The sequence below is a fragment of the Micromonospora sp. CPCC 206060 genome (assembly GCF_036906895.1).
GTDB lineage: Bacteria > Actinomycetota > Actinomycetes > Mycobacteriales > Micromonosporaceae > Micromonospora.
Window position 1 is genome coordinate 234,211 of the sequence record NZ_JBAKHU010000003.1, and the last position, 22,594, is coordinate 256,804.

Consider the following 22,594-nt stretch of genomic DNA (forward strand, 5'->3'; position numbering starts at 1 on the left):
ACCCGGGATGGATATCGACGGTTCTCCAACGCTACTGAGCGTGTTGGGGGCACAGCGCCCCCGGGCGCCCAGCGACGAGGGCCTGAGCCGGTCCTGCACCGATGACGCCTGGACCACTGATCGTATGGTGCTTCTTCGGACTTCTGTGCTCACCCAGGCGAATGATGTTCCCTCTGGCGCCACGGGAGGGGATGGCGGCGGCCAGCCTGTCGCGGGCTGGAACGAATGTTGATCGGGGATTGCCGGGTGGTGCTCCTGCGTCACAGGAGGTCCCTGGCTGTGATCGCGGCCTCCAGCATGCGGGCCTGGGCAGGAACGGCCACGTCGAGCCCGGTCAGAGCCGTGATGCGTTGCAGCCGGTAGTCCAGCGTGTTGCGGTGGATGTGCAGGGCAAGGGCGGTCTGGCGGCGATTGTGGCCATGGTGGACGAAGCTTTGCAGTGTTTGCAGCAGGTAGGGGTGGTCGGTGAGCGGGTCGAGTTTGGCTGCCAGCCGTCTCAGCCCGGCTCCGGGACGAGCGAGCTGGTATTCCACGAGCACGTCGTCGAACCGGTAGAGGCCCGATGGGCGGCCCAGCCTGCCGAGAAGCTCGATCACCTCTCGTGCCTCCGCGGCAGCCTCCGGGATCATGGCGGGAGTGCCGGCGTCAGCGGCAGCGGCCAGCACGGTGGTATCGAGTGCCTCCCGCAGGTCGGCGACCAGGGATTCCGGAACGGTTCCGGCAGGCAGAAGGACGATGCCGTCGGTAGGGTCCATGAGGACCGGCGTGCCGGTGTGGGCGTCCAGCGCCGCCTGTACCAGTGAATCTGGCTGGCGGGGTGAGAACCTCACCATGAGCACCGTGTGCCGCTGTCCTATCTCGATGCCCGCCGCCTGCGCCGGACCCTGGTGACGTTGGCCGTTCAGCAACGCGGCCAGCAGTTCGCGCCGGACTCTCTTGGCCTCGCTGCGAAGGTCCTCCCGGGCCTGAAGGTGAGCCAGCACCACGGCGGGCATCGCGGTAGACAGGCCGTCCAGCAGGCGCGTGCCCGCTTCGGCGAGGTCATCCGGGGCAGCCAGCTCGGTCACCGCCTGCCACCAGACCTCGGCACCGATCAGGTAGGCCGTGAGCGCCGCCTCCAGCGGCAGATGGTCCCGGGCCCGGCGGGCCGACAACTCCACCACCCAGGTCGCGTCGGCTGGGCGCAGTGCACCAGGGTTCCTCAGCAGTTTCAGGAAAAGACCCAAGACCGCCGTCACTGACTGGCTGACCTGGCCATCGAGCGTCTCCGCTGAAAGCCTTCGGTAGAAGGGCACCTCGGCAGCGCATCGGTCGACGATGTCGCGGGTGAGGTCGGCAAGCCGGCGGGCCATCTGATCATGCAGGTCCGGCATCCCGGGATCGTTACATTGCCCAAACCGGTCGGTCAATCGTTGCCGCAAGTGCGGACTGACAGCGGGCGGGGTGAACCTTCACGATTCGTTCATCCCCCCGTAGCGAGGAGGAAACATGTCTCGCACTTTGCGGCCGGCCCTCCGGCTCAGGTCCGTTCTCTCCGCGGCCGTGCTTGCCGCTGTCGCCCTGCTGTCGGCCGGGCCTCCGGTCTCAGCTCAGGCCTCAGCCGAAGGGTTGGCCTTTCCCTCGGTCAACGGCGACTGGGGCACGCCCGGGCCCTACGCAACCGCTGTGCAGGTGGGTGTGGTCAACACCCTCTACTACCCCCGCGACATCGCAGCTAGTTCCCGACGCCATCCTGTGATCGTCTGGGGCAACGGCACGGGCGCCTTGCCGTTGGTCTACCGCGACCTGCTGCTGCACTGGGCCAGCCACGGCTTCATCGTTTCGGCCGCCAACACCCCCACATCCAACCTCGGTATCTCCATGCGCGCCGGCATCGACGCCCTGACCCAGGCCGACAACAACCCGGCCAGCATCTTCTACCGCCAGGTGGACCTGGGGCGCATCGGCGCCGCCGGCCACTCCCAGGGTGGCGCCGCGGCCATCGTGGTCGGTGCCGACCCACGGATCGACACCATCATTCCGATCCAGCCCGGCCCACTGGCCGACATCGACGACGTCCACGTCCCGGCGTTCCTGATGGCCGGGCAGTACGACAGCATCGTCTTCCCCGTCCTCGTGCAGGCCTTCTACGACGACGCCGACCACATTCCGGCGATCTACGGCGAGGTCAGGGGCGCCGACCACTTCACCATCGTGGGCGACCCTGGACCGTTCGCCGCGCCCACCACCGCCTGGTTCCGCTTCCACCTGATGGACGACGCCGAAGCCCGCACGCAGTTCTATGGCCCCTCCTGCGGCATCTGCACCGACACTCGGACCTGGTCCGACGTGCGCCGTAACACGCTGGTGCCGTAACACGCCGGTGCCCCACCTCCGTTCCGTACTCCGCCGGGTGACGTCGACCGCTCGCCGACGTCACCCGGCTCCCGCCCAGCCGAACATGGACCGGATTCCCGGGCCAGCTCGCCAGGAGAGATAGGTTGAACATGCGCTCTACCGAGATCGCCACTTCGGATGGCTCTGGCCGGCTGCACGCGCTGCGGTTCGGGCCGGCGGAATCCCACGACGGCAAGGTCGTGCTGGCGGCCCACGGCATCACGGCGTCCGCGATGTCCTTCGTGGCGGTGGCCCGCGCGATGCCGGCCGACTGGACATTGATCGCCGTGGACCTGCGCGGCCGGGGCGGAAGTGCCGATCTGCCCGGCCCGTTCGGCATGGACCAGCACGCCGAGGATCTCGCAGCCGTCGCCAAACAGATAGGTACGCCGTTGGTGTTGACCGGGCAGTCCATGGGCGCGTATGCGGCACTGCGGGCCGCCGCACGGTTTCCCGGGATGTTCTCCCGCCTGGTCCTGATCGACGGTGGCCTACCGCTGCCGGTTCCCGCCGGCGCCGACCCGGCCGCGCTGCTGGAAGCAACTGTGGGCCCGGCTATCGCCCGGCTGAAAACGACCTTTCCCTCCGAACACGCCTACCTCGAGTTCTTCCAGAACCATCCGGCCCTGGCGGCGGCTTGGAACGACGATCTGGCGGCGTACGTCCGCTACGACATCGCTGGCGAGCCGGGGTCCATCCGCTCCCGGGTCAACCCGCAGGCCGTGGCAGCCGACGGCCGCGACCTGCTGGTCAACGCCGCTTCGTTCGGCGCCGATCTGCGGTCACTGCGGCTGCCCGCCCGTCTGCTGTACGCACCGCGCGGGATGCTCGGCCAGGAACCGGGGATGGTGTCGCAGTCCTTGGTTGACCAGTGGACGCAGCAGAGCGCCATCACAGCCTGCCTGATCCCGGACTGCAACCACTACACGATCTTGACCGATCCCGCGCCGGCCGCGCAGGTCGCGCAGGAGCTGACCGGGTCCTGATTGCGCCCGGCCGCTGCTGCTGCTCGACGAGCCGAGTTCAGCCCGGAGCGGCCGCATCCGATGGCCGCAGTAGCGACAGCGCCACTTCCCCCGACATCAGCATCTCTCTCCCCCAACCGGGCGACCCAGGAGGCCCCACCGACGCACCTCCGGCCATGGGGACGCCGCAAGCGCACATTCCGCCGCCTGACCACCGGATACCGGTGAACAACCCGGGCCGGCAGCGCTCTCAATCGGACAACTTGTCCCGTGGCCGTCCTGGAAGCTGCACAGCTTGGCAGCGGGCGGTATGGTCCGGGCCTATGGGACAGGAGATCGTCGATCCGGCCGACATCCATCAGGAGGCCGACCAGTACTCGCTGCGCAGCACCCTCCTGGTCCCGGCGACCGCCGACCAGGCGTTCGCCGTGTTCTCCGGCGCGCTCGCCGAGTGGTGGGTGCGGGAGTACACCTGGTCCGGACCGGACGCGCTGGCGGATCTCGGCATGGAACCGCACGCCGGTGGCATGCTCTACGAGATAGGCCCGTACGGCTTCCGAACAGACTGGGGGCGGGTGCTCACCTGGGAACCGCCGGAACTGCTCGTCTTCACGTGGCAGATCGGCCCGGACCGGGTACCCGTCCCGAATCCCGCACGTGCCAGCGAGGTGGAGGTGACCTTCGTCGAGGAGGGCCCCGAGCTGACCAGCGTACGGGTCGAACACCGGCACTTCGAACGACACGGCGAGGCTGCCGAGGGGTACCGGCAGGCGCTCACCGCCGGCTGGCACGAACTGCTGTCCCGGTACTCCGCCTCGGTCGCCGCCGCGCAACACCCCCCGATCTCCTGACGGGCCGTCAGCGGGACGGACCCAGCTTCCCCGGGGAACCGGCGCGCAGACCGGTGCCGCCGAGATCGGCTCGTCGGCCGGCTGCGGCGCCCTGCGCCAGTCCACCGCCGACCAGCCGTCGGGCGGCGGCGGGACGCAGCCGGGGGTAGACCTCGGCGAGCCGTCGGTCGACCCGGGTCGACCGGTCCGCCAGGACCAGCGCCACGGAGATACCGGCCGGGCGGGCGGCGGCGCACTCCTCGGCCGTCCGTAGCCGAGCACCGACCTCCCGGGCGAACCCGGCCAGCCAGGACCGCCGGAACGCGGCCGGGTGCTCGCCCCGGGGTACCTCCGCACCGGCGATGCCGTGGGCCGCCTGGACCAGCAGCGAGGTGAAGAGCAGCTCCACCCGCTCAAGGTCGCTGGCGAAGCCGAACAGGTGCATGGTGTACCCGGTCCGGTCCCGGCGCCGTACGCAGCGGCAGCGCAGCGGATCCGCGACGGCGGCGAGCAGTCCTGCCTTGTCCAGGGCATACGGCGCGATGATGCCGACCGTGCGGTCGCCGACCGGGTCGGTGGCCGGGTCCCGCGCGGCGAGCAGTGCCCGGTCCACGCCGTACCGGGCGATGAGTTCGGTGGCCTTTGCGGTGAAGAGGGCTGCCTCGGCCGGGCTGCACGCCGGATCCTCCGCCTTGGCCAGCAGCTTGCGCACCCTGGCGAGCATCGCGTCCGACATGCTCCAAGAGCTATCACACCCGCTCCCGACCTGGTTCGGGGCAGCGCCGGGACATATTGATCAGTATGCTCGCCACTCTGCGTCAGAGATCCGTCACGGGGGCTGGTCAACTCGCTCGGAGGCTGGAATGTCACTGCCCATGGGCCGCCTGGTGGTCACCACCAGCGTGGCGCTGTTCGCAACCGCCCTGGCCGCCCCTGCGGTGGCGGCCCCCACCGCACCGACGCTACCGACCGCCCCGGTGGCCACCCTGCCGGCGGTGGCTGCACCCGCCGGTTCGGCGGACAACCAGGTCGGCACCCTGACCACCTGCTACGGCGGCGCGGTCCGGGACTACTTCCAGGTGGGCGGTTGGGGTGGGCAGTCCGGCCCGTACCGGACGACGACCCGCTGTGGGGACATCAACGTCCGCAACGCCAGCACCTACGGCACGTACGCGTGCGTGGTGTTCATCGACAAGACCAACAACTGCAACTACTGGACCTACCTGCCGGCGAACTCGGGCTGGCGGGTCGCGGCGACCAACGTGCGGGACGGCGTCAACTTCGTGGTCCGCTTCTCGAACAGCAGCTACCAGTACGGGTCGCTGGTCTCGTACCACGCCTTCTGACCCGCACCGGGTGGCCGGGCCGACCGACCGGTCCGGCCACGGGGGTCAGTCCGTCCGGCTGCGCAGCGTGGCCACCACCGAACCGGCCAGGGTGAGCAGACAGTCCGGCAGCCGACCGTCGGCGATGGCCGCGCCGAAGAGCGCCTCGCCGGTGTCGGCGTCCCGGTTGGCGTACGCGCTGACGAACCGGGCCACCCAACGGGTGTCGTAAGCCGCCTGGTCGATGCCGGGGAAGTCCAGGGTCCACGCGCCCCGGGGCACATCGTCCGGGACCATCGTCGCGGCCAGGCACCAGGCCACGTCGTACGCCCCGACCACGCCGGACCGGTCCACCACCGCGTCGAACGTGCCGACCACGGCCTCACTGTCACCGGAGAGCGCCGAGTGAAGCACTGCGGTCGCGTCGTCCAGCGTCTCCTGGGGTACGTCCGTCACGTGGCGAAGGGTATGCCGTCACGTCAAGCAACCACCGGCACCGACACTCGGGCAACGGTGAGTAACCGTCGCTGGCTGATAGCGGATTCAACCGCCGACACGGTCGAAGTAACGGGCGGGATCACGCTAATGTGCGCAGCGGACCTTCGGGGAGGAAGGACGACCATGCTCGGATCACGCGGCTCACGCGGCGCTGCCCTGGCCGCCTGCGCGGCCCTCATGCTCGGCATCACCGGGTGTGGGACGGAGAAGGGGGCCGAACCGGCCCAGGCTCCACAGGTCCGGCTCTACGGTACCGACGGCAACATGCAGAACTCGTTCGCCGCCGAAATCAAGGACCGGGTCGACCTGATCGACGGGATGAAGGGCACCACCCCGCTCACCCCGCTCTCCGAGGACTTCAAGAACCGCATCCGGTCGGTCGACCCGAAGATCAACGACTACCTCTACGCCGGAGAGACGTACGACGCGGTGGTGATCAGCGCCCTGGCCGCACAGCTCGCCGGGTCCACCCGCCCCGCCGACATCGCCGCGCAGATCAACGGCGTGTCCAACCAGGGCCGGCGCTGCGACCGGGTGGCGACCTGTCTCCAGCTCGCCCGCAGTGGCATGGACATCGAGTACCGCGGTGTGACGTTGACCCGGGCCGGTTTCACCGACGTCGGGGAGCCGGCCACCGCCAGTTACGCCACCCTGCACTTCGACAACGGCAAGCTCAACGACGCCAAGACCGAGTTCGTCGGCGCCGGCGACGAGTCGGCGGCCAGCACCAAGACCCCGCCCAAGGGCAAGAAGGCCCGTCCCGGCAAGAGCGACCGCAGCGACGGCTCCCCGCTGAAGCTGGGCGGGCTGCTGCCGAAGACCGGTGACCTCGCCCTGGCCTACCCGCCGCTGGCGGCCGGTGTCGCCCTGGCGCTGCGGGAGATCAACGGGGCCGGCGGTGTGCTCGGCGAGCCGGTGGTCTGGATCGACGGCGACGACGGCACCAGCCCGCAGGTCGCCAAGGCCACCGTGGCCCGGCACGTGGCCGGCGGGGTGCCCGTGATTATCGGTGCCGCCGCCTCCGGCGTCTCCCGTGCCGTGCTGCCCGACGTGGTCAACGCCGGTCTGGTCCTCTTCTCCCCCTCCAGCACCGACGGCGGGTTGAGCACCGTGGAGGACAAGGGGATGTTCTTCCGTACCGCCCCGCCGGACAACCTCCAGGGCCGGGCACTCGCCGACGTCATCCTCCGCGACGGCCCACACAAGATCGTGCTGGTGGCCCGCAAGGACTCGTACGGTGAGGGTCTCCAGGCCAACGTGCGGGGCGAACTGGAACGGGCCGGCATCGGGGCGGACCGGGTCAAGTTGCTGACCTACGAGCCGCCGGCCGACGCCACGGCCCCCAAGGTCGACTTCAGCACAGGCGCCCAGGAGATCAAGGCGTACGGCGCGGATGCCGTCCTCATCATCGGCTTCGGCGAGTCGGTGCAGGTCATCACGGCACTCGCCGACGCGGGAGTGCAGATCCGGCACTGACCCGGTGGACTGGCACGTTTCCGGGATCCGGGGCCGTCCGGTCCGGTCGTACCGTCCTGGCGAACGGCCAGCAACCGGAAGGACACCCCCAATGAGCGACTTCAGCGATCTCATGCTGGTCGGCGACGGCAGCGGCCCCGGAGAGTCCGGGCCCGGCCCGGTTGCCGGTCCGGAACCGGATCCGTTCCTGGCCGATCCGCACTCCGTGGTCACCTACCGGATGGACGGCTCGGTCGACGTGAGCACCGACCTGGACGGGGACGGGCACGTCGACCTGCTGCAACATGACGCGGACGGCGACGGTTTCGCCGACGCCACGTACGTCGACACCGACGGCGACCACCGGCTGGACGCGATGCTGCGGGACTACGACGACAACGGTTCGGTCGACGCGGTCCTCGACGACCGCAACGGTGACGGTCGGGTCGACGCGGTCCGGCTGGACCTCGACCACGACGGTCGGGCGGACAGCAGCACGTTCGACCAGAACTTCGACGGGCGCCCCGACCTGTGGCTGCGGGACACCGACGCCGACGGGGTGGCCGACCAGGTGCGGACCGCCTCCGGCCAGGTCGACCCGTACGCCGGGCGGTGAATTCCCAGGTGGCGGGCCGGAGTCCGGCCCGCCACCTGGCACTCAACGTGACCTGCGACGTTCCAGGAACTCGGTCATCCGCCGCCGTTTCTCCTCGTCCTCGAAGAGCACCGCCTGGCTGACCAGGTCGAGGTGGGGGTGGGCGGCGGCGGGTGCGTCCACGGCCAGCTTGGTCAGCCGTAGGGCCAGCGTGGACCCCTTCGCCATCTCGTCGAGCAGTTCGTGGGCGGTCGGCAGCAGCCCGTCCGGTTCCTCGACCACCCGGTTGACCAGGCCGATCCGCAGCGCCTCGGCGGCGTCCACCCGCCGGCCGGTGAAGAGCAGTTCCTTGGCCCGTGCCTCACCGACCAGGGCGGGCAGCCGGTGGGTGGCCCCGGCACCGGCGATGATGCCCAACCGGACCTCGGGTTGGCCGAAGAACGCCCGGGCGGTGCAGACCCGCAGGTCGCACGAGTACGCCAGTTCGGCGCCGCCACCGAGCGCGGGGCCGTCCACGGCGGCCACGGTCGGCAGCGGCAGGGCCTTGATCCGGGCGAAGACCCCGGCGTTGATGGCGGCGAGGGCGTCCAGCCGGCCCCGGTCCCGGAGTTGGCCGATGTCCGCCCCGCCGGCGAAGATCCCCGCCGTCCCGCCGGTCAGCAGGAGCAGCCGGGGCCGGGCCTCCAGCTCGGCGCAGACCCCGTGCAGCTCGGCCACCAGGTCGGCGTCGATCGCGTTGCGCTTCTCCGGCCGGTCCAGGGTCACCACCAGCCGGTCCGGGTGTTCCTCGATCCGCAGCCCGGTCACCGCCTGGCCCCGCCTTCCCAGCGGTAGAAGCCCTGCCCGGACTTCTTGCCGAGCCGGCCCTGCGCCACCATCTCCTCCAGCAGCGGCGGCGGCGCGAACCGGTCGCCGTACGCGGCCTGGAGGGTCCGGGCGATGTCGAGCCGCACGTCCAGCCCGACCAGGTCGGTCAACTCCAACGGGCCGACCGGGTGGCGGTAGCCGAGCACCATCGCCTTGTCGATGTCCGCCGGGCTGGCCACCCCGTCAGCGACCATCCGGATCGCCTCCAGGCCGAGCGTCACGCCGAGCCGGGAGGTGGCGAAGCCGGGCAGGTCGCGTACCACGACGGGGTCCTTGCCCAGCCGGCCGGCGAGCGCGACGGCCGCGTCGGTGGTACCCGGCGCGGTGGCCGGCCCGACCACGATCTCCAGCAGGGCCATGGTCCAGACCGGGTTGAAGAAGTGCAGCCCGAGGAAGCGGTCCGGCCGCTCCAGTCCACCGGCCAGCTCGCCGATGGGGATGCTGGAGGTGTTCGTGCCGAGCAGCGCCGGCGCCAGTTCCTCGGCGGCGCGCAGTACGGTCCGCTTGAGGTCGGGCCGCTCCGGCACCGCCTCGACGATCACCTGCGGACCGGTGCCGACCTCGTCCAGCCCGGCCCGCAGGGTCAGCCGGTCCCGGGCCGCCGCCGTCTGGTCGGCGGTGGTCCTGCCCCGCTCGACCGCCCGGTCCCAGAGCCCGTTGAGCCGGTCGGTGGCGGCCTCCGCCCGACCGGGGTCGACCTCCACCAGGTCGACGGCGAAACCGGCCCCCGCCGCCACGTACGCAATGCCGAGGCCCATTGTGCCGGCGCCGACGACGACAAAACGATCGTTCATGGTGGCGACCCTATGCAGGAACGTTCGCGATGGCACGCATGGGGCCCTAGCGTATGCGGGTACTGCGGGGGTTGACCGCTTTGCGTCGAGCCGCTTCGAAGCCGAGGAAAGGGCCACTGGATATGAGCGAGGTACCGGGCAACAACACCGGTGAGACCGTGGAGACCCGCGGTGACGACCGGGTCGACCTGCTGCGTGCGGACACCAACAACGACGGCCGTACCGATGTCTGGGTGTCGGACACCGACGGCGACGGCAAGGCCGACCTGTTCCAGTTCGACATCGACGGTGACGGCACGGTGGACATCACCATGTCCGACCTGGACGAGGACGGCACCCCCGACGAGGTGGTCGACGGTGACGGCGGCCTGCCGCCCACCTCCACCACCCCCACCGTCGAGGTCTGACCGTAAGGAAGGGCCCCTTCTTAACGTTTTCGGTAGAGGAAGGGGCCCTTGTTAACACTCGGGGACCAGCCGACCGCTCAGTGCCGGATGAACTGCGCCGGCACCGTCGTGGTCAGCCACACGCCGTTGGCGCTGCGATGGAAGACGTGACCGGCGGCGGCCATCAGACCGGCGCGTACGGTCAGCACCGCCACCGTCCCGCTGCGCCGCCGCCCCACCGCCAGTGCCGTGGGCACGTCGACCGAGAGGTGTACGTGCTGCCGTCTTCCCGGGTGCAGGCCGGTGGCCATGATCGACGTCACGTTCACCGTCGGGGTGCCGTGGTAGAGCACCTCCGGTGGAGCGACCGGCGCCAGCCCGAGATCCACCCCGACCCGGGCCGAGTGCCCCTGACTGGCCCGGATCCAGGTCACTCCGTCCGCCCCGGTACGCAGCGCGAACCGCTGTTTGTCGTTGCCCGCCACCACCTCGTGCAACTGCTCGACGCTGACCGTCGCACCGTGCCGGGCCAGCGCGGTGAGCAGGTCGTCGACGGGTACCCAACCGTGCGGGTCGAGGCTGATCCCGACGCTCTCCGGCGCGTGCCGCAGCACCCGGGAGAGCCGTTTGCTGACCCGGACCAGTGTCGCCTCCATCAACCCTCCAGCCGTAACGTCGCCAGGTAGTACGGTGCGTCGGCGTCGTCCACGTCGGTCAGTCGCCAGCCGGCGCCCTGGACCAGTCCGGCCAGTTCGTCCGGCGTGCAGACCAGGTAGTCGAACCAGTCGGTACCCAGCTCCCGGTAACGCAGCCGCAGCCGCAACTGGCCGCCGAGCCGACCCGACCTCCGGTTGCGCTCGTGGTAGCCGGTGTGCACCGGATCCGTGGTGCCGTACGGGTCGGTGCCGTGCGCGATGATCTGCGCTCCCGGCCGGGCCATCGCGGCCAGTGCGGCGAGGAAGACCGGCGCCCGGTCCTGCCCCTCGATCAACCCGAGGTTGTTGCCGAGCAGCAGGAACGTGTCGTAGCGCCGGCCGTCGCCGGCGTGCGCGTCGACGGTGGCGTGCACCAGGTCCCGTACGCCCCGGCGCCGGCACACCGCCAGCGCACCCGCCGAGACGTCCAGCCCGGTGACGGGTGCCCCCAGCTCCTGGAGCCGTAGCGCGATCCGCCCGCCGCCCACGCCGATGTCCAGGGCCGCGCCCCGGACCCGGTCCACGGCCCGGTGGTCGTACGGCTGCCAGTGCTCCGGACCGGCCAGGTAGTGCGCGGCCGGGGCGCCGTTGATCAGCCCGTCGTCCCGTTCGATGATCTCGATGACGGGCCGAGGCAGCCGCCCGCCGACCAGTGGCCGGGGGCCGATCCCGGTCTCCACCGCCCACGCGTCCCGCAGCAGCTCGCCGAAGACGTCGCCGATCCGTGGTTCACCGTTCATACCGGTGACGCTGTTTCGCCGTTCATGCCGGTGACGCTATCCGTACCTCCGGCGCCTCGGCACGGCCATATTCTTGCCAGATGACCGACGTCGACCGGCTCGCTGCCGAGAAGTACATCCTGCTGACCACGTTCCGCCGGGACGGGCGGGCGGTGCCGACCCCGGTCTGGGTGGTCGCGGACGGGGGTGCGCTGGCCGCGTGGTCGGCTGCGGACGCGGGGAAGGTGAAGCGGATCCGGCGGAGCGGCGAGGTCACCGTCGCTCCCTGTGACGTGCGGGGACGGCCGCACGGTGACGCGGTACCCGGGCACGCCACGGTCCTGGACCGGGCCGGCTCGGACCGGGTACGCCAGTTGCTGAAACAGAAGTACCGCCTGATGGGCCGGCTGAGCCTGCTCGGTAGCCGGCTGCGCCGGGGCACCGGAGGCACGGTGGGCATCCGGATCACGCTGCCCGGGTGAGGACGACCTGCCGGCGTCCGGACCCGGGAACGAATCAGGGGCGGAGGCTGCCTGAGCAGTTCCTCCGCCCCTGTTCGAGGCTCGTTCGACTGGAGCGGTCCTCAGTCCCCTTGGCGCTGCTGGGGAATCTGACCCTGCAGCAGGGCGCGAACCTCAGACTCGCGGTACCGGCGGTGGCCACCCAGCGTACGGATCGCGCTGAGCTTGCCGGCCTTGGCCCACCGGGTCACGGTCTTCGGGTCGACACGGAACATCGACGCCACCTCGGCCGGTGTCAGTAGCGGCTCTGGTTCATGCGTACGCGATGCCATCGGTCACTCCTCCAAAGGTACCTATAGACATCGGCCGGGGTCCCGCCGGCCGACGCGTCTCCCATGGTCCGGCTAGTCCCCGATGTCCGACATGGGCCGAACGGCCGAACGTCCCTGGATGGACGGATGAACCATGACCGATTTATACGACTTTTCTATGCCAGATTCCACCTTATTCGGACTCATGATCACGGTTCGTGACGCAATAGCTACGAACCATCTTCACCTTGGCGGGGGCATAACGCCAGATTTGTCCTTAGTTGCACCGCTCCAGTAGCTGGATCGCCCGCCACCGCGCGACGAGCTGCTCATACGCGCGTGACGCCACGTCAGCGTCACCATCGGCGAGCCCGGCCAATCCGGCCGCGACCAACTCCGGGGAGTCGTCGGCCGCCAACGTCTCGTCCGACAGCAGGTCGACCAGGCCGCCGTAGTCCAGTTCGACCATGGAGCGGGGGTGGAACTCCTCCAGCCACCGCGCCCCCTCCTCGACCGCCTCGGTGATCGGCGCGTCCCCGACGGACTTGCGCAGTACCGACAGCCCCCGGGAAGCCCGCCGCCGGGCCTTGGAGATCTCCGTCCGGTAGCGCAGCACCCGCCGCCCCGGCGCGGTCACCAGCTCCCGCTCCTTCGGATCCACGAAGACGAACCAGCGCAGCGGTACCCCCCAGGTGGCGATCTGCTCGTGCAGCCGGGGCACCCCGTGCTCCAGCACCCGGGCCCCGCTGCGCCAGTCCTCGACCGCCTCCTTGGCCTGCCCGGCCAGGGTCGGTGGCACGAACGCGTCGGCGAGCACCGGTGGTACGCCGTCGCGCGCGCTCAACGCCGCCTCGGCCACCCGGATCCGCAGGTTCCACGGGCAGACCAGCAGGGTGTCGTCGGTCTCCAGGACGTACGCCTCGTCCGGCAGGTCGGGCAGCCGGGTCCAGCCGGCACCCAGCGCCTCGATGATCGCGGTGCGCTGCCGCCCCGGCCCGTCGAGCGGCGCGACCGCCCGCCCCTCACTGACGTACCGGCGCCAGAAGAGTTGGCGTTCCCGGTCGAAAGCGGTCAACGGCTCGTACACGCGCAGGTATGAAGCGAAGAGCGACGGCACGGCGCGATCCTCCCATGAAAGATGACCCGGTCGCTCTCAGCGGCCCGATCGGACCTGCGCCAGCGGGCCACAGACGCCGGGACAACGGGGTCGATATTAGGCTCGGCAGCACCGGCAACACCCAGCCGGCGATCCGTCAGGTTCGCGTCCCACAAGGACGCACCCCCACCCAGGAGCAGCCATGGGCGTCTTCGCCACCTCCGCAGACTCATCCGACACCGGGCACGAGCAGGTCGTCTTCTGCCAGGACAAGCAGAGCGGACTGCGGGCCATCATCGGGATCTACTCCACCGCGCTCGGCCCGGCGCTCGGTGGTACCCGCTTCTACCCGTACGCCACCGAGGACGAGGCACTCGCCGACGTACTCGACCTGTCCCGGGGTATGGCGTACAAGAACGCCCTCGCCGGGCTGGACCTCGGTGGCGGCAAGGCGGTCATCTGGGGTGACCCGGAGCAGATCAAGACCGAGCCGCTGCTGCGTGCGTACGGCCGGTTCGTGGAATCGCTCGCCGGGTGTTACTACACCGCCTGCGACGTCGGCACCTACGTGGCGGACATGGACGTGATCGCCCGGGAGACCCGTTACGTCACCGGCCGCAGTGTCGAGCACGGCGGGGCGGGGGACTCCTCGATCCTCACCGCCTGGGGTGTCTTCCAGGGCATGCGCGCCGCCGCCGAGCACGTCTGGGGCTCGCCGACGCTGGCCGGACGCCGGGTCGGCGTCGCCGGGCTGGGCAAGGTCGGCAAGTACCTCACCGGGCACCTGATCGACGACGGCGCGTCGGTGGTGGCCACCGACGTCAACGAGCGGGCGCTGGACTGGGCCCGGCGGACGTACCCCCAGGTGGACCTGGTGGCAGACGCGGACGCCCTGGTCGGCGCGGACCTCGACGTGTACGCCCCGTGCGCGCTCGGCGGCGCGCTGAGCGACGACACGGTGCCGGCCCTGCGGGCGAGGATCGTGGCGGGTGCGGCGAACAACCAGCTGGCCCACCCGGGGATCGAGAAGCTGCTCGCCGACCGGGGCGTCCTCTACGCGCCCGACTACGTGGTCAACGCCGGTGGGGTGATCCAGGTGGCCGACGAGATCGAGGGCTTCAACTTCGAACGGGCCAAGCTCCGGGCCACCCGGATCTTCGACACCACCCGGGAGATCCTCCGGCTGGCCGACGCCGAGGGGGTACCCCCGGCGGTTGCCGCCGACCGGCTCGCCGAGCGGCGGATGGCTGAGGTCGGCCGGTTGCGCACGATCCACCTGCGCTGAACCCGCCCCCCTGAGGCGCCCCGGGCGGAGGCTCCGAGCGGGCGTGGCAGCCCGGGTGCCGTACCGCGTACGGACCGGTGGGATGTGGTCGTCGTCGGCCCCCGCATCCCACCGGGACGCGGGCCTCCGCCGGGCGTCGGGGGCGCCGCCGGGGGGTGACCGGGCACACGGCCCGGGCCGTCACGGCCAGTCCCGGCGTACGCCCCTTACCCGGTACACTTCGTGGCGGCCCGCTCACTGCGCAATGAGCACGACGCGCAGCAGCGGCCGACGGTAACCCGAGGTGCCGAACCTGGGCATCCCCATGTACCGTAAGAGCCACGAGAGATGCCTGACGTCATCGGGGCCCGCCTTCGGGCTGCCCCGAATTCTGTGCGAGGGGGTCGAGCCATGGGGCGCGGCCGTGCTAAGGCCAAGCAGACAAAGGTGGCCCGGGAGCTGAAGTACCACTCCCCGAACACCGACCTCGCCGCCTTGCAGCGAGAACTCGGCGGCAGCGGCAAGTCGGACCGAGACTTCGACGACGACTACAAAGAGTATGTCGACGACGATGACGAGGATCATGACGCCGACGACGACCTGGATTCCTGGGGACGTCCGACCCGCTGACCATCCGGTCACCTGAGCACGCGGCAATGCCCGCGTGCTCAGGTGTAGTACCGGGCGTCGGCGTGACAGTTGACGGCCAGGGACCTGCCCACGGTCAGTGACATGACCGGCTGGCGGGACCCTGGTCGGACGTTTGCTGCCCGCGCGACCCTTCGCCGTCCGCGCGACGCTGCCGATCCCGGCCTGCCGGGCAACCTGGTCCGGCTCGGCGTGTTGTCCGATTTGACTGTCTGCGGTACTTACCGTGGTCGGTTGTTCCAGTTGTAGAACGTCGGGATGTTCTCGAAGTGGTTCCATGCGCAGACCGCGCTGGCGCCATCGCCTCCCGCCGTCTCCGACCGGAGCCGTCGTGCCTGCTCAGCCTCGTAGAGCAGGGCGGTCAGTCCCGACGCGGCGCGGTGTACCCGGTCGGCGATGCCACCCGGCTGCTCCCCGCCCACGCGGGGCGCCGCCCGGTGGCCGGTCTCACCGTGCGGCTCCCGGCTCGTGTTCTCGGGCATGCTCCAACACTCCCTCCAGTAGACGGATCTTGCTGTTGCGACAGTGCTCGGTCTCCGTACCGTCGAACCGCCCGTGCTCGAAGTACCGGTTGGCGGCGTGGCCACCCCCGCAGAACCCGAAATAGGGACACTCCGACCGGCACGCCTCGACCCCGGTCAGGAACTCCTGCACCCAGGGCGTGGCCGCCGCGTCGGCGAGGATCTCGGCCAGTGGCCTCGCCAGGACGTTGCCGCTGCTGAAGTCGCCGTACCGGGGGTGGCTGAAACCGGCCAGTTCCGGTGAGAGCAGGGTCACCGAGCCGTCGTGGCCGATCGTCGGGATCGGATCCAACTGTCTCGGCAGCACCTCGTCCGAGCTGCCGTCCAGCACGGCGGCGGCGTACCGCAACGACCACTCGATCTCCCGCAGGTGGATCCGGGGTGCCCGCCGCCAGGCCGCCACCAGCTCGGCCCAGAACCCGGTCACCGCCCCGGGCGGATGGGCGTTGCTGCGGGTGTTGACCCCCTCGGCCTCCTCGATGTTGATACCGAGGACGTCGCAACCGAGGTCGAGGAAGTAGTCGTACAACTCGGTGGCCAGACCCGGCTCCGGCCGGGAGACCACCGCCAGGGCGGAGAACGGCAGACCGTGCCGGCGAAGCGCCGTCACCCCCCGGAGAATCCGGTCGTACGCCGGCTGCCCGGCCCGGGTGACCCGGTCGGAGTTGCGCCTGCGGGGGCCGTCCACGCTCACGCTCACCCGCATCCGGTGCGCGGCGAAGAACTCGCACCAGGCGTCGTCGATCAGCGTCGCGTTGGTCTGCACATGGTGCTCGACCGTCCCCTCGAACGTGGCCAGCAGCGCCGCCAGGTGCTCCCGCCCGGCCGCCAGCGGCTCGCCACCGTGCCAGACCACGGAGAAGCGCCCGGTCGCCGCCCAGGGCCGTACCGCAGCGGCCACCGCCGCCGCGACCGGCACGGGCATCCGCCGGTCCACGGCCCGGTGGGGCAGGTAGCAGTAGACGCAGTCCAGGTTGCAGAGGGTGGTGGGCTGCATGACCACGTACGACGGCACGGCGGCGACTCCACGCATGCCGGAGTACGGCTGCCCAGCGACGACCATCGCCCTCCTCCCCCGTGCCTGAGGTGCCCTTCAGGCTAGGCGGCGATGGCCACTCGGGTGAAGCCCCACTCGGGTACTCGGATGATCACCGCCGGCCCGGGCGGTCTGCCCGGGCTGGCGGTGCCGGGTCAGCCGCGGGTGTGCTGGCCGACCATCTGCACGTTGCCGGAGCCCTCGATGATCTCGCCGGCCTGCCACGCCTCGACGCCCCGCCCGGTCAGGCAGGCCAGCGCCCGGTCGGCGTCCTCCGCCGAGACGATGGCGAACATGCCGACCCCCATGTTGAAGGTCGACTCCATATCCGGGTCGTCGATCCGCCCCTTGGTCTGGATCAGGTCGAAGATCGGCTGCGGCCGCCAGGTGGCCCGGTTGACCACCGCGTCCACGTGCTCCGGCAGGATCCGCACCAGGTTGCCCGGGATGCCGCCACCCGTGACGTGGGCCAGGGCCCGCACCTCGGCCTCGGCGATCAGCTTGAGGCAGTCCTTGGCGTAGATCTTGGTCGGGGTCAGCAGTTCCTCACCGAGGGTGCGCTGCCGGCCGAACTCCTCGATCACCGTGTCCAGCCGCATCCGGGCCGCACCGAGCAGCACGTGCCGGACCAGGGAGTAGCCGTTGGAGTGCAGGCCGGAGGACTTCATGGCGATCACCACGTCGCCCACCTCGACCCGCTCCGGGCTGAGGATCTCGCTCTCCTCCACCACGCCGACACCGGTCGCCGAGATGTCGTACTCGTCCGGGCGCAGCACACCGGGGTGCTCGGCCGTCTCGCCACCGAGCAGCGCACAGCCGGCGTACCGGCAGCCGTCGGCGATACCCGCGCCGATCTCGGCGACCTTGTCCGGTACGACCTCGCCGGTGGCGATGTAGTCGAGCAGGAACAGCGGCTCCGCGCCGCACGCCACCAGGTCGTCGACGACCATCGCCACCAGGTCGATGCCGACCGTGTCGTGGATGTCGAGCTGCTGGGCGATCACCAGCTTGGTGCCCACCCCGTCGGTGGAGGAGGCCAGGATCGGGCTCTTGTACTTCTTGGTGTCCAACCGGAACAGGCCGGCGAACCCACCGAGGTCACCCAGCACCTCCGGCCGGCGGGTCTCGCGCACCTTCGACTTCAGCAGCTCGACGGCCCGGTCACCGGCCTCGATCGACACACCCGCGTCCGCGTACGACACGGTCCGCTTGCGTACCGGGCGGCCCAGGCCACCCGTCCAGGGCTGGTGGCTGGCACCCGAGCCGCCGGTCGGGCCGCCTGTTGCGCCGCTGCGCTCGGTCACGTGCGTCACGGTTCTCCCCTTTGTGGTTCTCGCGGTGCCCGGGATGGTGGCTGTCGAGACTCTCGACCGGTTGACCCACCGGCCCCGGTACGGGCCGCAGTGGGTCCTAGCTATGGGCGGTGCGATGGGTTGGCGCCGCCCGAGGTGGCGACGAGCGGGTCGGCGGCAGGCCGCTCGACCGGGTGGTCCGTGCTGTCCGGCGTCCGGCCGGACACCCGTCGACCCACCCCTTCGAGTACGTGCTTGCCGATCAGGTCCCCCGCCGGCAGTTCGATCGGGTACTCCCCGTCGAAACAGGCCCGGCAGAGCCGCGTCTTGGGCTGCTCGGTCGCGCCGATGAGACCGGGCAGCGATACGTATCCCAGCGTGTCGGCCCCGATGGACCGGCGGATGCCGTCAGTGTCCAGACCGTTGGCCAGCAGCTCCGCCCGGGTGGCGAAGTCGATGCCGTAGAAACAGGGCCAGTTGACCGGTGGCGAGGAGATCCGGACGTGGACCTCCAGCGCGCCCGCCTCGCGCAGCATACGTACGATCGCCCGCTGCGTGTTGCCGCGCACGATCGAGTCGTCGACCACCACCAGGCGCTTGCCCCGGACGTTCTGCCGGAGCGGGTTCAGCTTGAGCCGGATGCCGAGCTGCCGCAGCGTCTGGGAGGGCTGGATGAAGGTCCGGCCGACGTAGGGGTTCTTCATCAGGCCGGCGCCGTAGGTGATGCCGGAGGCCTCGGCGTACCCGATCGCGGCCGGCGTACCGGACTCCGGGACCGGGATGACCAAGTCGGCCTCGACCGGGTGCTCCTTGGCGAGCTGGCGGCCGATCTGCACCCGGGCGGCGTACACGTTCCGGCCGGCGATGGTGGCGTCCGGGCGGGCGATGTAGACGTACTCGAAGAGGCAGCCCTTGGGCTCGGGCGCGGCGAACCGTGCGGAGCGCAGCCCTTCGGCGTCGATCGCGATCAGCTCGCCGGGCTCGACCTCGCGCACCACGGACGCACCGACGATGTCCAGTGCGGCGGTCTCGCTGGCGACCACCCAGCCCCGCTCCAGCCGGCCCAGCACCAACGGCCGGACGCCGTGCGGGTCACGGGCGGCGTAGAGGGTCGACTCGTCCATGAAGACGAAGCTGAACGCGCCCCGCAGCCGGGGCAGCACCTCCATCGCCGCCGCCTCGACCGAGAGGTCCGGCATGCTGGCCAGCAGCATCGTCACCAGGGCAGTGTCGGAGGTCGAACCGTCCGAGTCGATCCCCCGCTCGGCCACGTCCCGTTCCAGCTCGGCGGTGTTGACCAGGTTGCCGTTGTGGGCGAGCGCGATGGTGGTGCCGGCGTCCGTCGCCCGGATGGTGGGCTGGGCGTTCTCCCAGGTCGAGCCACCGGTGGTCGAGTACCGGGTGTGCCCGATCGCGACGTGGCCGCGCAGGCTGGCCAGGGTGGGCTCGTCGAAGACCTGGGCGACCAGCCCGAGATCCTTGTAGACCACCACGCCCGAGCCATCGCTGACCGCGATGCCGGCGGCCTCCTGGCCCCGGTGCTGCAACGCGTAGAGGCCGAAGTAGGTGAGGTTGGCCACCTCTTCACCCGGCGCCCAGACCCCGAAGACGCCGCAGGCGTCCTGTGGGCCGGGTCGCTCCGGGTCCAGGTCGTGGTTCAGCCGGCCGTCGCCTCGGGGCACCTGCCGCTCCCTCTTACTGGTCTGGACTGCTCGGGCGGGATGAGAACTGATCAGGATTCAGGTCCGCGTCGCGCGACCGCTTCGGATACGCACGGTGATCCGGGACCCATGCTCGACTGACAGTGTACGCGAACAGCGAAGGATACAGATAGTCACGATTTGGCTGCTTTGGGTTACCGGATCGTTCCGCTCCGTGCCTGCTAGAGGGGGAGGTGCCCCGAGAGGTCCGCTCGAGTGCCACTCACCTGGACGCGACCCTCGGTAACCGCATCGACCCACCGGAGGCGGCCACCCGCCAACCGGAGCCAGGTGGCCGGGTCGGTCTCGACGACGTTCGGCGGGGTGCCCCGGGTGTGTCGCGGCCCGGAAACACACTGAACTGCACCGAAAGGTGGAACCCGCACCTCCACCGATCGGCCGGGGGCACGGCGGGCCAGGTCCGCCAACGAAGCCCGAACCGCGTCCCGGAGCAGGGCCCGATCCGGGGTACGCCCCTCGTCGAGGACCGCCAGCGCAGCGGCCACCACCGAGGATTTACTGTGCGGAGAGGACACGACGGGACGATACGACTACCTGATGGCGCGATTCCCGCTGGCCCTGGGTCGCGCCGATCCGGCGGGACAAGGCATAGTTGCCGACGGTGTATTCGTACCGTGATGGTCTCCGGCCGGTGCTCGTCGGGCCGGGGAAGTCAGACCGGAAGGCGGTGGACGTGTCAGCACACCGACATGCCTGGAAGCATCGGGCCGGTGTGATCGCGGCGCTGGTGGCCAGCGCCCTGCTCGCGCTCCCCGCTGTGCCGGCGCAGGCCGCCCCCGCGCTGGCTGTCTCCCCTAAGTCGGCCACCGTACAGGCCGACGGTGACACCGCCATCTCGGTGACCATCACCGCGATGCCAACCGACGACAAGGTCACCATCAGCCTCGTTGGTCTGCCCAATGGCGTCGCCTGCGCCAGCGGGTGCGGTGAGGTCGATCTTGATCCGGGTCCGAACAGCCACTCGGTGACCCTCAAGGCGGCAAAGGACGCGCCGGCCGCGAACAACGTCCGAGTCACCGTCAGCGCAGAGGGCCCGACCGGCTCGGACAACGAGGACTTCCGGCTCACCGTCAAGGCCGCGTTGGCGCCCTCGCCGACGCAGCCGGCGGTGCAGACGGTCAAGGAGATCAGCGGCAAGGTCGTCGACGCCAAGGGCGATCCGGTCGGCGGCGCGATCGTCGGGCTGCTCGACTCGCAGCAGCGGCCGTACTCCACCACCACGAACAACACCGGTAACTTCCGGTTCACCAGTTCCAACGGCCCCATCGCGCCGGGCGCGATCGAGATCGGGGCGAGCAAGGACGGCGAACGCGCGGTCAAGACGATCAACGCGAGCGCCGGCCAGAGCATCACCAACCAGAAGCTCACCCTGGACCTCAAGGCCGAGCCGACCGCGTCGCCCACCCCGGAGGCGACCCCGGAGGCGACCCCGGAGGCGGAGCCCACCCCCGAGTCGACCGAGGAGGGCGCCCAGGCGGCCCCGCAGAACACCTCCAACGAGGACTCGGGCGGCTTCGGTTCCTGGCTCCTCATCATCGTCGGTGGACTCTTCGTGGCGGTCGGGGTCGGCACCATCGTGCTGCTCTGGATGCGCCGCAAGGAGCAGGGCGACGGTGGGGACCCGGCCGGTGCGGCCGGTGCGGTGCCGCCGACCCGTGGCGGCGGTGGCTACCGGGGCATGGACGACCAGACCCGGATCGTCAACCAGCCGGCTGCCGGGGCGGACCCGACGATGGTCGGCGGGCATTCGTTGGCCGACGCGCCCACGATGATGCACAACCGCCCACTGGTCGACGACGAGTTCCCCGACCCGTACGGCGCCCCGCTGCCCAGCCAGCAGCCGACCGGCCCGGACTACAGCGCTGCGGCCGACAACTGGGGCGGCAGTGGCTACGGCGGCTCCTCCGCCTCCGGTGGCAGGTATGACGACGCGGCCCCCACCCAGGCCGGCTACGGCTACGGCGCCGCGCCCGCCTCTGGTGGCGGTGGATACGGCACCGCGCCCGCCTCAGGTGGCGGTGGATACGGCAACACGCCCGCCTCAGGTGGCGGTGGATACGGCAACACGCCGGCCTCCGGTAGCGGTGGATACGGCAACACGCCGGCGTCCGGGGACGGCGGATACGGCAACGCGCCCGCCCCGGCCTCCGGCGGCGGCTACGGCAACCGGGACTACGGCGCACCCGCCGGTGGCGGCTACCAGGGCACGCAGTCCGGCGGCTACGGCGAGCGATACGACGAGCCGACCGGCCGGTACACCGGCGCGACCGAGCAGTACGTTCCCCCCGCCGACCCCTACACCACCGGCGCCTACTCGGCCGGCGAAACCGGCCGGGGCTACAGCCAGGACCAGTCGTACGGCCGTGGCCAGGAGCCGACCGGCGGGTACGGCCAGGGTGGCGGGTACGGCGGCTCCGGTACGTCGTCCGGCGGGTACGACAGCGGACAGGGTTACGGCAGCGGCGGCTACGGCCAGCGCGACTACGGTGCCCCCAGCGGCGGGTACGACCGCACCGGCGGCTACGAGCAGCCGGGGAGCGGTGGTTACGACCAGCGGGGCGGCTACGACCGGGCGCCGGAGCAGCGCGGCGGGTACGACAACCGGTACGAGCAGGGCGGCTACTACGGCGCCCCGCCCCAGGGTGACCCGGACCAGCAGCAGCCGCCGCAGCAGCAGGACCGGTCCGGCCGGCGCTCCCTGGACTGGCTGGACGACTGATCCGACGGACGTGAACGGGC

The 22,594-nt window shown here is 70.7% G+C and carries 25 protein-coding genes; 11 read left to right on the top strand and 14 right to left on the bottom strand.

Translation table 11 applies throughout. The annotated features are described in order from the left end of the window. Positions 1-260: 260 nt before the first annotated feature. Positions 261-1,373 (bottom strand): PucR family transcriptional regulator, encoded by a 1,113-nt coding sequence (locus tag V6U90_RS05180; protein WP_334431390.1) that lies wholly within the window; start codon positions 1,371-1,373, stop codon positions 261-263. 169 nt (positions 1,374-1,542) lie between these two features. On the opposite strand from V6U90_RS05180, the gene V6U90_RS05185 reads away from it, so the two are divergent. The 3 genes from V6U90_RS05185 to V6U90_RS05195 all read left to right on the top strand — a co-directional run bounded on the left by V6U90_RS05185 (position 1,543) and on the right by V6U90_RS05195 (position 4,192). Next, positions 1,543-2,355 (top strand): alpha/beta hydrolase family protein, encoded by an 813-nt coding sequence (locus V6U90_RS05185; protein WP_334431391.1) that lies wholly within the window; start codon positions 1,543-1,545, stop codon positions 2,353-2,355. A gap of 131 nt (positions 2,356-2,486) precedes the next feature. Beyond that, positions 2,487-3,362: an alpha/beta hydrolase gene (locus V6U90_RS05190; protein WP_334431544.1), complete on the top strand. Its 876-nt coding sequence runs from the start codon at positions 2,487-2,489 to the stop codon at positions 3,360-3,362. A gap of 302 nt (positions 3,363-3,664) precedes the next feature. Beyond that, complete coding sequence (locus V6U90_RS05195; protein WP_334431392.1) at positions 3,665-4,192, top strand: SRPBCC family protein; 528 nt, start codon at positions 3,665-3,667, stop codon at positions 4,190-4,192. Between the two features lie 7 nt (positions 4,193-4,199). Here V6U90_RS05195 and V6U90_RS05200 read toward each other — a convergent pair whose 3' ends face one another. Next, positions 4,200-4,907, bottom strand: coding sequence for a DUF2786 domain-containing protein (locus V6U90_RS05200; protein WP_334431393.1), 708 nt, complete (start codon positions 4,905-4,907; stop codon positions 4,200-4,202). Between the two features lie 127 nt (positions 4,908-5,034). Between V6U90_RS05200 and V6U90_RS05205 the strand changes: the two genes are divergently transcribed. Then, complete coding sequence (locus tag V6U90_RS05205) at positions 5,035-5,517, top strand: hypothetical protein (protein ID WP_334431394.1); 483 nt, start codon at positions 5,035-5,037, stop codon at positions 5,515-5,517. Positions 5,518-5,562: 45 nt separating this feature from the next. Here the strand turns inward: V6U90_RS05205 and V6U90_RS05210 are convergent, their stop codons facing one another. Beyond that, on the bottom strand, positions 5,563-5,952 hold the full coding sequence (locus V6U90_RS05210) for a hypothetical protein (protein ID WP_208811529.1): 390 nt from the start codon (positions 5,950-5,952) through the stop codon (positions 5,563-5,565). Between the two features lie 165 nt (positions 5,953-6,117). Between V6U90_RS05210 and V6U90_RS05215 the strand changes: the two genes are divergently transcribed. Further along, positions 6,118-7,470, top strand: coding sequence for an ABC transporter substrate-binding protein (locus V6U90_RS05215; RefSeq protein WP_334431395.1), 1,353 nt, complete (start codon positions 6,118-6,120; stop codon positions 7,468-7,470). 91 nt (positions 7,471-7,561) lie between these two features. Beyond that, positions 7,562-8,065 carry a hypothetical protein gene (locus V6U90_RS05220; protein ID WP_334431396.1) on the top strand — a complete coding sequence of 168 codons (504 nt, stop codon included), beginning with the start codon at positions 7,562-7,564 and terminating at the stop codon, positions 8,063-8,065. A 42-nt stretch (positions 8,066-8,107) separates the two neighbouring features. On the opposite strand, the gene V6U90_RS05225 is transcribed toward V6U90_RS05220, so the two are convergent. Together V6U90_RS05225 and V6U90_RS05230 are read right to left on the bottom strand one after the other, a co-directional pair. Continuing rightward, a complete protein-coding gene (locus tag V6U90_RS05225) occupies positions 8,108-8,851 on the bottom strand; it encodes an enoyl-CoA hydratase/isomerase family protein (RefSeq protein ID WP_334431397.1) in 744 nt (247 codons plus the stop codon). Next, positions 8,848-9,705 (bottom strand): 3-hydroxyacyl-CoA dehydrogenase family protein, encoded by an 858-nt coding sequence (locus tag V6U90_RS05230; protein WP_334431398.1) that lies wholly within the window; start codon positions 9,703-9,705, stop codon positions 8,848-8,850. Before V6U90_RS05230 ends, V6U90_RS05225 begins: the two co-directional genes overlap by 4 nt. A 122-nt stretch (positions 9,706-9,827) precedes the next feature. Between V6U90_RS05230 and V6U90_RS05235 the strand changes: the two genes are divergently transcribed. Then, positions 9,828-10,112, top strand: coding sequence for a hypothetical protein (locus V6U90_RS05235; protein ID WP_334431399.1), 285 nt, complete (start codon positions 9,828-9,830; stop codon positions 10,110-10,112). Between the two features lie 77 nt (positions 10,113-10,189). Here V6U90_RS05235 and V6U90_RS05240 read toward each other — a convergent pair whose 3' ends face one another. Next, positions 10,190-10,747, bottom strand: a complete 558-nt coding sequence (locus tag V6U90_RS05240) for an RNA 2'-phosphotransferase (RefSeq protein ID WP_334431400.1) — start codon at positions 10,745-10,747, stop codon at positions 10,190-10,192. Further along, the gene (locus V6U90_RS05245; protein ID WP_334431401.1) at positions 10,747-11,526 is read right to left on the bottom strand and encodes a class I SAM-dependent methyltransferase; all 780 of its coding nucleotides are present in this window, start codon (positions 11,524-11,526) and stop codon (positions 10,747-10,749) included. The genes V6U90_RS05240 and V6U90_RS05245 overlap by 1 nt, the downstream gene beginning before the upstream one ends. Before the next feature lie 80 nt (positions 11,527-11,606). Here V6U90_RS05245 and V6U90_RS05250 point away from each other — a divergent pair, with 80 nt between their 5' ends. Then, entirely contained in the window at positions 11,607-11,987 is a 381-nt protein-coding gene (locus tag V6U90_RS05250) for a PPOX class F420-dependent oxidoreductase (protein ID WP_334431402.1), read from the top strand. A 101-nt stretch (positions 11,988-12,088) separates the two neighbouring features. Here the strand turns inward: V6U90_RS05250 and V6U90_RS05255 are convergent, their stop codons facing one another. Then, on the bottom strand, positions 12,089-12,298 hold the full coding sequence (locus tag V6U90_RS05255) for a BldC family transcriptional regulator (protein WP_007073996.1): 210 nt from the start codon (positions 12,296-12,298) through the stop codon (positions 12,089-12,091). 256 nt (positions 12,299-12,554) lie between these two features. Next, entirely contained in the window at positions 12,555-13,394 is an 840-nt protein-coding gene (locus V6U90_RS05260) for a hypothetical protein (protein ID WP_334431479.1), read from the bottom strand. Positions 13,395-13,575: 181 nt separating this feature from the next. On the opposite strand from V6U90_RS05260, the gene V6U90_RS05265 reads away from it, so the two are divergent. Both V6U90_RS05265 and V6U90_RS05270 read left to right on the top strand, forming a co-directional pair. Continuing rightward, entirely contained in the window at positions 13,576-14,658 is a 1,083-nt protein-coding gene (locus V6U90_RS05265; RefSeq protein WP_334431481.1) for a Glu/Leu/Phe/Val family dehydrogenase, read from the top strand. 390 nt (positions 14,659-15,048) lie between these two features. After that, positions 15,049-15,267 (top strand): DUF3073 domain-containing protein, encoded by a 219-nt coding sequence (locus tag V6U90_RS05270; protein ID WP_208811540.1) that lies wholly within the window; start codon positions 15,049-15,051, stop codon positions 15,265-15,267. Between the two features lie 239 nt (positions 15,268-15,506). Here V6U90_RS05270 and amcA read toward each other — a convergent pair whose 3' ends face one another. From amcA to V6U90_RS05295, 5 genes are all read right to left on the bottom strand, one after another. Continuing rightward, on the bottom strand, positions 15,507-15,767 hold the full coding sequence (amcA, locus tag V6U90_RS05275) for a multiple cyclophane-containing RiPP AmcA (protein WP_334431484.1): 261 nt from the start codon (positions 15,765-15,767) through the stop codon (positions 15,507-15,509). Then, complete coding sequence (amcB, locus tag V6U90_RS05280; protein ID WP_334431546.1) at positions 15,733-16,839, bottom strand: cyclophane-forming radical SAM peptide maturase AmcB; 1,107 nt, start codon at positions 16,837-16,839, stop codon at positions 15,733-15,735. The genes amcA and amcB overlap by 35 nt, the downstream gene beginning before the upstream one ends. Positions 16,840-16,997: 158 nt before the next feature. Further along, complete coding sequence (purM, locus tag V6U90_RS05285) at positions 16,998-18,155, bottom strand: phosphoribosylformylglycinamidine cyclo-ligase (protein ID WP_334431486.1); 1,158 nt, start codon at positions 18,153-18,155, stop codon at positions 16,998-17,000. Positions 18,156-18,256: 101 nt separating this feature from the next. Then, positions 18,257-19,816, bottom strand: coding sequence for an amidophosphoribosyltransferase (gene purF / locus V6U90_RS05290; protein WP_334431488.1), 1,560 nt, complete (start codon positions 19,814-19,816; stop codon positions 18,257-18,259). Between the two features lie 200 nt (positions 19,817-20,016). Further along, positions 20,017-20,340, bottom strand: coding sequence for a sterol carrier family protein (locus V6U90_RS05295; protein WP_334431490.1), 324 nt, complete (start codon positions 20,338-20,340; stop codon positions 20,017-20,019). A 227-nt stretch (positions 20,341-20,567) separates the two neighbouring features. Between V6U90_RS05295 and V6U90_RS05300 the strand changes: the two genes are divergently transcribed. Next, the gene (locus V6U90_RS05300) at positions 20,568-22,574 is read left to right on the top strand and encodes a carboxypeptidase regulatory-like domain-containing protein (RefSeq protein ID WP_334431492.1); all 2,007 of its coding nucleotides are present in this window, start codon (positions 20,568-20,570) and stop codon (positions 22,572-22,574) included. Positions 22,575-22,594 lie beyond the last annotated feature (20 nt).

Bases quoted from the DNA above. Each gene is read 5' to 3' on its own strand.
- V6U90_RS05180 (WP_334431390.1), bottom strand. From the start codon at position 1,373: ATGCCGGACCTGCATGATCAGATGGCCCGCCGGCTTGCCGACCTCACC.
- V6U90_RS05190 (WP_334431544.1), top strand. From the start codon at position 2,487: ATGCGCTCTACCGAGATCGCCACTTCGGATGGCTCTGGCCGGCTGCAC.
- V6U90_RS05195 (WP_334431392.1), top strand. From the start codon at position 3,665: ATGGGACAGGAGATCGTCGATCCGGCCGACATCCATCAGGAGGCCGAC.
- V6U90_RS05200 (WP_334431393.1), bottom strand. From the start codon at position 4,907: ATGTCGGACGCGATGCTCGCCAGGGTGCGCAAGCTGCTGGCCAAGGCG.
- V6U90_RS05205 (WP_334431394.1), top strand. From the start codon at position 5,035: ATGTCACTGCCCATGGGCCGCCTGGTGGTCACCACCAGCGTGGCGCTG.
- V6U90_RS05215 (WP_334431395.1), top strand. From the start codon at position 6,118: ATGCTCGGATCACGCGGCTCACGCGGCGCTGCCCTGGCCGCCTGCGCG.
- V6U90_RS05220 (WP_334431396.1), top strand. From the start codon at position 7,562: ATGAGCGACTTCAGCGATCTCATGCTGGTCGGCGACGGCAGCGGCCCC.
- V6U90_RS05230 (WP_334431398.1), bottom strand. From the start codon at position 9,705: ATGAACGATCGTTTTGTCGTCGTCGGCGCCGGCACAATGGGCCTCGGC.
- V6U90_RS05235 (WP_334431399.1), top strand. From the start codon at position 9,828: ATGAGCGAGGTACCGGGCAACAACACCGGTGAGACCGTGGAGACCCGC.
- V6U90_RS05240 (WP_334431400.1), bottom strand. From the start codon at position 10,747: ATGGAGGCGACACTGGTCCGGGTCAGCAAACGGCTCTCCCGGGTGCTG.
- V6U90_RS05245 (WP_334431401.1), bottom strand. From the start codon at position 11,526: ATGAACGGTGAACCACGGATCGGCGACGTCTTCGGCGAGCTGCTGCGG.
- V6U90_RS05250 (WP_334431402.1), top strand. From the start codon at position 11,607: ATGACCGACGTCGACCGGCTCGCTGCCGAGAAGTACATCCTGCTGACC.
- V6U90_RS05255 (WP_007073996.1), bottom strand. From the start codon at position 12,298: ATGGCATCGCGTACGCATGAACCAGAGCCGCTACTGACACCGGCCGAG.
- V6U90_RS05265 (WP_334431481.1), top strand. From the start codon at position 13,576: ATGGGCGTCTTCGCCACCTCCGCAGACTCATCCGACACCGGGCACGAG.
- V6U90_RS05270 (WP_208811540.1), top strand. From the start codon at position 15,049: ATGGGGCGCGGCCGTGCTAAGGCCAAGCAGACAAAGGTGGCCCGGGAG.
- amcA (WP_334431484.1), bottom strand. From the start codon at position 15,767: ATGCCCGAGAACACGAGCCGGGAGCCGCACGGTGAGACCGGCCACCGG.
- amcB (WP_334431546.1), bottom strand. From the start codon at position 16,839: ATGCGTGGAGTCGCCGCCGTGCCGTCGTACGTGGTCATGCAGCCCACC.